Annotated in this window: 6 protein-coding genes; 3 read left to right on the top strand and 3 right to left on the bottom strand. The window is 64.9% G+C overall.

The features are described 5' to 3' along the window. Both KBZ15_RS15095 and rppA read right to left on the bottom strand, forming a co-directional pair. Positions 1-841: histidine kinase dimerization/phospho-acceptor domain-containing protein (locus KBZ15_RS15095; RefSeq protein WP_315859905.1), on the bottom strand; the 841-nt coding region annotated here is incomplete at its 3' end. Further along, positions 838-1,548, bottom strand: coding sequence for a two-component system response regulator RppA (gene rppA, locus KBZ15_RS15090; RefSeq protein ID WP_255016021.1), 711 nt, complete (start codon positions 1,546-1,548; stop codon positions 838-840). The genes rppA and KBZ15_RS15095, both read right to left, overlap by 4 nt. A gap of 114 nt (positions 1,549-1,662) precedes the next feature. Between rppA and KBZ15_RS15085 the strand changes: the two genes are divergently transcribed. Genes KBZ15_RS15085 through KBZ15_RS15075 form a run of 3 tightly spaced genes read left to right on the top strand, consistent with a single transcriptional unit; the run spans position 1,663 to position 6,475 of the window. Then, positions 1,663-2,241, top strand: coding sequence for a hypothetical protein (locus tag KBZ15_RS15085; protein WP_255016020.1), 579 nt, complete (start codon positions 1,663-1,665; stop codon positions 2,239-2,241). Positions 2,242-2,282: 41 nt separating this feature from the next. After that, positions 2,283-5,387 (top strand): efflux RND transporter permease subunit, encoded by a 3,105-nt coding sequence (locus tag KBZ15_RS15080; protein ID WP_255016018.1) that lies wholly within the window; start codon positions 2,283-2,285, stop codon positions 5,385-5,387. Positions 5,388-5,389: 2 nt separating this feature from the next. Then, positions 5,390-6,475 (top strand): DMT family transporter, encoded by a 1,086-nt coding sequence (locus KBZ15_RS15075; protein WP_255016017.1) that lies wholly within the window; start codon positions 5,390-5,392, stop codon positions 6,473-6,475. A gap of 442 nt (positions 6,476-6,917) precedes the next feature. Here the strand turns inward: KBZ15_RS15075 and KBZ15_RS15070 are convergent. Further along, on the bottom strand, positions 6,918-7,139 hold a 222-nt coding region (locus KBZ15_RS15070), incomplete at its 5' end, for a hypothetical protein (RefSeq protein ID WP_396123505.1).

The following is a 7,139-nucleotide window of genomic DNA, read 5'->3' as shown; positions in this document are numbered from 1 at the left end:
CCGTCGCCGAGGGGGCTTCTGCCGCAGGCCGCCCAGTGCTGAACCGCCCTGCCGGAGCTTGCCCGGGCAAGCGGTGCAGAGCATCCCGTTCGGCCTCCAGCAGAGCCAGCAGATTGGCCAATGGTGTACGCAGCTCATGGGCGACATCGGCACTGAACTGTTCCTGCCGGCGGTAAGCCTCCAGCAGGGGAGCCATCGCCAGTCCCGCCAGCCACCAGCTGGCCAGTGCCATTCCTGCCATCGCCAGAGCGAACACGCCGTGGCCCAGCCACCAAAGCCGGCTGGCCTCAGCATCGAGGGGTGCCAGGCTGCGACTTATCTGCAGGGCGCCCCAGTCCTGCTCACCGCTGCGATGGGCCCGGTGCAGATGGATGGCGTAGCTCAACAACCGTTCACCCCCAGGCAAACGCTGCTCTCGCCACACCGGGTCCGGCCGGGTAGGCCCCAGGGCGCCAGGCGAGGCGGCCAGCAGCTGGCCGCGGGCATTGAAGATCCGCAGCTGGAAACGGGACGGATCGGTGGCGCTGATGGCATGGCGCTCGATCAGGGCATCAGCAGCAGAACAGGCCTGACCCACCAGACAAAGGCCCGGCAGTACCGCCGCCAATGCCACCGACGGCACGGCCACTGGGGGCAGGCTGGGTTTGAGGCTGTCGTGCAGGGTGCCGGCAACGGTCTGCAGTTCGCGGCGCAGGGCGGCTTCACGCTCCTGCAGCAGCAGGCGCGCCATGGCGAACCCGGCGCCGTACAGAATCGCGCCCATCACCAGCAGCGAGAGGGCAGCCAAGCGCAGCCGAGCTCGCCAAAGCATTGCCGGAGCCGGTGAACGGTTGGCGCTCATGGCTCTCCAGGCAGCTGGGCATGGAAGCGATAGCCACGGCTCGGCACCGTTTCGATCGGGGAGGCCAGGCCATGGCCCGCAAGCTTGCGCCTCAGCAGCCGCACCTGGGCGGCCACCACGTTGCTCACCGGGTCCTGGTGCAGGTCCCACAGCTGGTTACGCAATCGAGAGCCCGGAATGATCTGCCCGGGGTGCTCCAGGAAATAGGCCATCAGCTGCAGCTCCTTGCCAGCCAGCGGGATCGTCACCACACCATCGGACGAGCTGACCTGCAGCTGGCTGGACTGGGGATCGAACCGGTAAGGCCCCACCTCCAACACGGGCTCGCGGTACCTGGGCTGGCGGCGTTGCAGGGCCCGCACCCGCGCCAGCAGTTCCTCCATCGCGAAGGGCTTGCTCAGGTAGTCGTCGGCACCGGCGTCGAGGCCCTCTACCCGATCGGCCGTCTCGGCCCGGGCAGTGAGCAACAGCACGGGCAGGTCGAGACCGGCTGCGCGGGCGCGGCGGCAGAGCTCAGGGCCACTCAGGCCCGGCAGCATCCAGTCCATGATCGCCAGCTCGTAGCTGGCCAGCTCACCGCACAGCAGTGTCCAGCCCTCCAGCCCATCGCTGCAATGGTCCACCACGTGGCCCTGGTGCTGCAGCACGGTCTGCACGGCGCCGGCCAGCTCCTGCTCGTCTTCCACCAGCAGGATCCGCAGCGGCATCAAGTGGAAGCTAAGACCGGTGAATGCTAGTGGGCGCAAGCGATTTCACCTGTTTTTCATCGCGACTACGGCATCCTTCGTGGGTTCTTGTCCTGCCCCTGCGGCACCAGCAGCATGCGCGCTCTTCTTCTGGCCGGCGGCCTCAGCCTCGGAACCCTGGCCCTCGGTGAGTTCAGCCCCGCCATGGCCCACGTGGGTCATGGCGATGAGTTTCAGCAGCAGGGGAACGTGCGCCAGGTGAAGGCCAGCGGCGAGATTGATTCCATGCTGGGGATCACCACCGCTCCTGCCACGGAAGCCGGCGGCGTGGTCTCCATTCCGGTTGCTGCGGTGGTGGATGCGGATGGCAAGCCCCTGGCCTTCGTGAAAAGCGGCACCACCTACGACCCGGTGTTCCTCCAGACCGGAGCCAGCCAAGGCGATCAGATCACCATCACCGACGGCAGCATCGCGCCTGGAGACGAGGTGGTGACACAGGGAGCCCTCTCGCTCTACGCCGAATCGAAGAAGAGCCAGAGCGCCGTGGCCGCCAACGGGGCAACCCCTGCCGCTGCTTCTGATGCCCCAGCCACCCCAGCCGCGGCCGCGCCCTCGGCCGCCGGAGGCCTCAACCGCCTGGCGATCGGGGCCGGTGCTGTGGTGATCGTCCTTGGTGCTGGGGTTGTGGTCTCCCGGCTTGGCAAGAAGAACTAACCCCCGATCCTTGCGCTCTCTCCGCCTCCCAAGCCTTTCCCATGCTGGAACGCCTGCTCAACCAGACACTGCGCACGTCCATCGCCAGGCGCTGGCTAGTGGTTGTGGCCGCCGTGCTGATCACTCTTTGGGGCCTGTCGATCCTCAGCCGGATGCCCCTGGATGTCTTCCCACAGTTCGCCCCTCCCCAGGTTGATGTGCAGACCACAGCCGATGGTCTGGCACCGGAAGAGGTGGAACAGCGCATCACCGTGCCGATCGAATCGGCCGTCAATGGCCTGCCGGGAGTGGAAACGGTGCGCTCCTCCTCGAAGGTGGGTCTCTCGATGGTCCAGGTGGTCTTCGATCAGAGCGCCGACATCAATCGGGCGCGGCAATCGGTGGCGGAACGCCTGCAACAGATCGAGGCGGAGCTGCCTGCCCAAGCCAGCTCCCCGGCAATCTCACCCCTCGTCTCTCCCCTGGGCACGATCCTGCAGTACGCCTTCACCCTGGAGGGCGGCGGCCCCACGACGCCGATGCAGTTGCGGCGGATCGTCGCCACCACCTTCAACAACCAGATCCTGGAAGTTCCCGGTGTCTCCCAGGTGACCTTGTATGGCGGTGAGGAGGCCCAGCAGCAGATTCAGATCGATTCTCAGCGACTTCAGGCCCGCCAGGTGTCGTTGCAGGCCATGGCCGAGGCGGCAACGGCCGCCAGTGCCAATGCCCCGGGCGGTTTTCTGATCGCCGGCGGGCAGGAGAAGCTGATCCGCGCCAGTGGCCAGGCGGGCAGTAGTGAGGATCTCGCTGATTCCGTGGTGACCAACAGCCAAGGCCAGGCGCTGCGGATCGGTGATGTCGCCGAGGTGCGGCTGGCCAGTGCCCTGAAGCGCGGTGATGGCAGCTTCAACGGCAAGCCGGCAGTGGTGCTGATGATCAACAAACAGCCCGATATCGACACGCCACGGGTGACACGTGAGGTGGAGGAGCGGATCGCCGCCCTCAGCAAGACCCTGCCGGCTGACATTCAGGTGAAGCGCACCTTCCGGCAGGCCAATTTCATTGACACCGCGATCAAGAACGTCAGTGCGTCCCTGATCGAAGGGATCCTGATCGTGTCCGTGGTGATGGTGCTGTTTCTGATGAACTGGCGCACCGCCGTGATCACCCTCAGCGCCATCCCCCTGTCGCTCGTGATCGGCTTGATGCTGATGCGCGCCTTCGGGCTGGAGATCAACACCATGACCCTCGGTGGTCTGGTGGTGGCGATCGGATCTGTGGTTGACGACGCCATCGTCGACATGGAGAACTGCTACTCCGGGCTGCGCCGCAACCAGGTGGCCGCCCAGCCCAGGAATCCCCTGCAGGTGGTGTTCGAAACCTCCGTGGAGGTACGCCAGCCGGTGATCCTTTCCTCCGTGATCATCGTGGTGGTGTTCGCCCCGATCTTCAGCCTCTCGGGGGTGGAAGGGCGGATCTTTGCGCCGATGGGTCTGGCCTACCTGTTCTCGATCGCGGCGTCCAGCCTGGTGGCGCTCACGCTCACGCCAGCGCTCTGCGCCATCCTGCTGGCGAACACACGCCTTCCAGCCGAGAACACCTGGGTGGCCACCTGGGCGGAGCGGTCCTACAGGCCCTTGCTGGAGTTCTCGCTGCTGTCGCCCAAGCGGGTACTGGCCGCTGCTCTGGCATTCGTTGTGGTGGCCTGTGCCATCTTGCCGAGCCTCGGGCGGGTGTTTCTACCGGAGTTTCGTGAGAAATCTTTGGTGAACTCGATGGTGCTCTATCCCGGAGTGTCATTGGAGATGACCAACCGCGCTGGGCTGGCGTTGTCCAACACCCTCAAGGCCAGCCCTTTGTTCGATTGGGTGCAGGTGCGAACCGGCCGGGCCCCTGGTGATGCCGATGGAGCAGGCGTGAACCTGGCCCATGTGGATGTGGAATTGAGCGACGAGGCGATGAAGGATCGCCCTACTGCCATTGCCGAACTACGCAACGCCTTTCTGAAGCTGCCCGGAGTGGCTCCGAACATCGGCGGTTTCATCTCCCACCGGATGGATGAGGTGCTCTCAGGAGTCCGCAGTGCGATCGCCATCAAGATCTACGGCCCCGATCTGGCGGAGCTGCGCAGGATCGGCGAGCAGGTGCGCGATGCGATTGAGCCGATCCAGGGAGTGGTGGATCTGCAGCTCGAACCCCAGTTGCCGATCCAGCAGGTTCAGATTGCCTTCGATCGCAAGGCCGCCACTGCCAACGGGCTAACGATGCAGCAGCTCGCCGATGCGGTGGAGATCGCCCTGAACGGCAAGACGGTGGGCCAGGTGGTGAGCGACGGCACCGACCGCACCGATGTGGTGGTGATGCTCCCCGAAGACTCCCGCAACAATCTCGATGCCCTGCGAGCTCTACCGATCGCTACCCCCGCAGGCACCATGCTGCCGCTGGGAAGCCTGGCCCGCATCGACTACGGCCTGGGCGCCAATGTGGTCAACCGGGAGGACGTATCGCGGTTGATCGTGGTGTCCACCAACGTCAGTGGTCGGCCGCTGGGCACGGTTGTCGCCGACATTCAGAACACCATCGACAGCAAGATCAAACTGCCAAGCGGCTATCTGATCCGCTACGGCGGCCAGTTTGAGTCGGAGGAGCGGGCCACCACCAACCTGCTGCTCTACAGCCTGTTGGCCATGGTTGTGATCGCCGTATTGATGTTCGTGGCAGTGAAATCACTACCGGCCACGCTCGCGATCCTGATCAACCTGCCGCTGGCTCTAGTCGGGGGTCTGGTGGCCATCCTGCTCACCGGAGGGGTTCTCTCGGTGGCCTCCTTGATCGGCTTCATCACCCTGTTCGGTGTGGCGGTCCGCAATGGCCTGCTGCTGGTTGACAACTACAACCGCCGTCATGCGGAAGGCATGGAGCTCAAGGAGGTGATCCGCTCCGGCAGCCTGCAGCGCCTCAATGCGATCTTGATGACGGCCCTCACCTCTGCCTTCGGCACGCTGCCTCTGGCTTTGGCCTTTGGGGCCGGAAACGAGATCCTGCAGCCCCTGGCGATCGTGGTGCTGGGTGGTCTGATCACCTCCACCCTGCTTACGCTCATGGTGCTCCCTGCGCTCTACGCCCGTTTCGGCCGCTGGTTGCTGCTTAGGGCCCTCTCTTAGGCATGAGAACGGAGCGTTTAGGGCAGTTCGCCGGCCTCGGTGCCGCCGTGCTGTTCGGCTGCAGCGCGCCGCTGATCAGCACCCTCACCGGCTCGGGCTCAGCCCTGAGCATCGCTGGACTGCTCTACGGCGGCGCCACCCTGGCCTTGCTGGCGGTGCGGTTGGTTCGCGGGACCCGGGCGGAAACCCCGATCCGCCGTGAAGACTGGCCGGCCCTTGCCGCACTCACTTTGCTGGGTGGCGTGGTTGGTCCAGTTGCGCTCGTGCTGGGTTTGGCCCGCTTGCCGGCTGCCACCAGTTCGCTGCTGCTCAACCTCGAGGCGGTGTTCACCCTGGCCATCGCCGTGCTGCTGGGGCGTGAGCACCTGGGCCGACGGGGCCTGGTTTCGGCTCTTCTAACGAGCGTTGGTGCTGTGGTGCTTTCGCAGGGTTCACTCAGCGGAGCCAATGCCCTCGGCGGCGCCCTAATCGCCCTGGCCACCCTCGCCTGGGGCATCGACAACAACCTCAGCCAGCGCCTGAGCCTGCGCGATCCCATCCAGATCGCCACCGCCAAGGCGGCGGGGGCGGCACTTCCCATGCTGCTGTTGGCCTTGCTGCTGGGGCATGCCTTCCCGCCACTGCCGCTCACCCTGGCGCTGCTCGGCATCGGCGCCCTGGGCTACGGCATCTCGATCTGGCTGGATCTTCTGGCCCTACGCAACCTTGGAGCCGCCCGTGAAGCGGTGCTGTTCTCCACCGCTCCGTTCGTGGGGGCACTGTTTTCGGTCGTCGTTCTGCGGGAATCCCTCTCCGCACCCTTGCTGCTGGCGACGGGGCTGATGGGCGCCGGAGTGGCGCTGCTGCTGCGCGAGCAGCACAGCCACAGACATCGCCACGAATCGCTGCTGCATGCCCATCGCCACCGGCACGACCCGCGTGGAATCGGGGGCAGTGGCGATCCTCACCACGAGCACGACCACGCCCTGGAAGAGTTGGAGGGTCTGCCCAGCGAGCACCCCTTCTGGCATGCCCATGAGCACCGCCACCTGGAGCTGGAGCATGGCCATCCGCACGTGAGCGACGCCCACCATCGGCATCGGCACTGAACTCAGGGTCGGACAGGACCTTTATTCGTGGCACGATTTGGTTGTGTTCTTTTTCTTTCGACGCCGGGATCTGGCACCACGGCTGAGCAAGCAAATGCCCGAGGCCACGTTTCGGGCTTTGTTGAGTTCACCCCTGTCTGGTGAACAAGAGCTGCATCACGTCCCGCAGTCAATCTGCGAGGGGGCGATGGCTGCCGAGCTTGGTGTTCCAAATCGAACCTGCCAGCAAGTCCTCTGGGCTTACCAGGCCCAAGTTCTAACCTTCCAGCGGCTGCAATTGCTCCAGCTGCACTGACAGCTCACCCCGAATCACATGAGCCGTGCGCCAGTGAAAGTAATGCACCATCACCAGCTCCACAGCGAGGGGCTGCTAATTGATTTCTTCTAGCGCTGCCGCCCTAGCGCAGGATCGGATGCAGGAGTCGTGTAGTGAGCTGATGGCTTACGACGCCTGTTGATAGAGCTCCTCCAGCCGCTCCCGGCTGAGGTCGACGTAGAGGAACTCGTCACCTAGCTCGGGAGCCTCGGGATGGCGCCTTGTTTTGGTGCCACTTCTTTGGGAAGCAAGAGAAGCGGAGCCGCGTAGGTTTTGACTCATCAAGGCAAAAGCTCCACCGGCGATGAGCGCAAAGAAGATCAGGTAGACAGCAGCCAGGAGGTCGTT

Source organism: Cyanobium sp. BA20m-p-22, assembly GCF_024346275.1.
Taxonomy (GTDB): domain Bacteria; phylum Cyanobacteriota; class Cyanobacteriia; order PCC-6307; family Cyanobiaceae; genus Cyanobium_A.
This window is presented reverse-complemented; position numbering and strand designations above follow the sequence as displayed.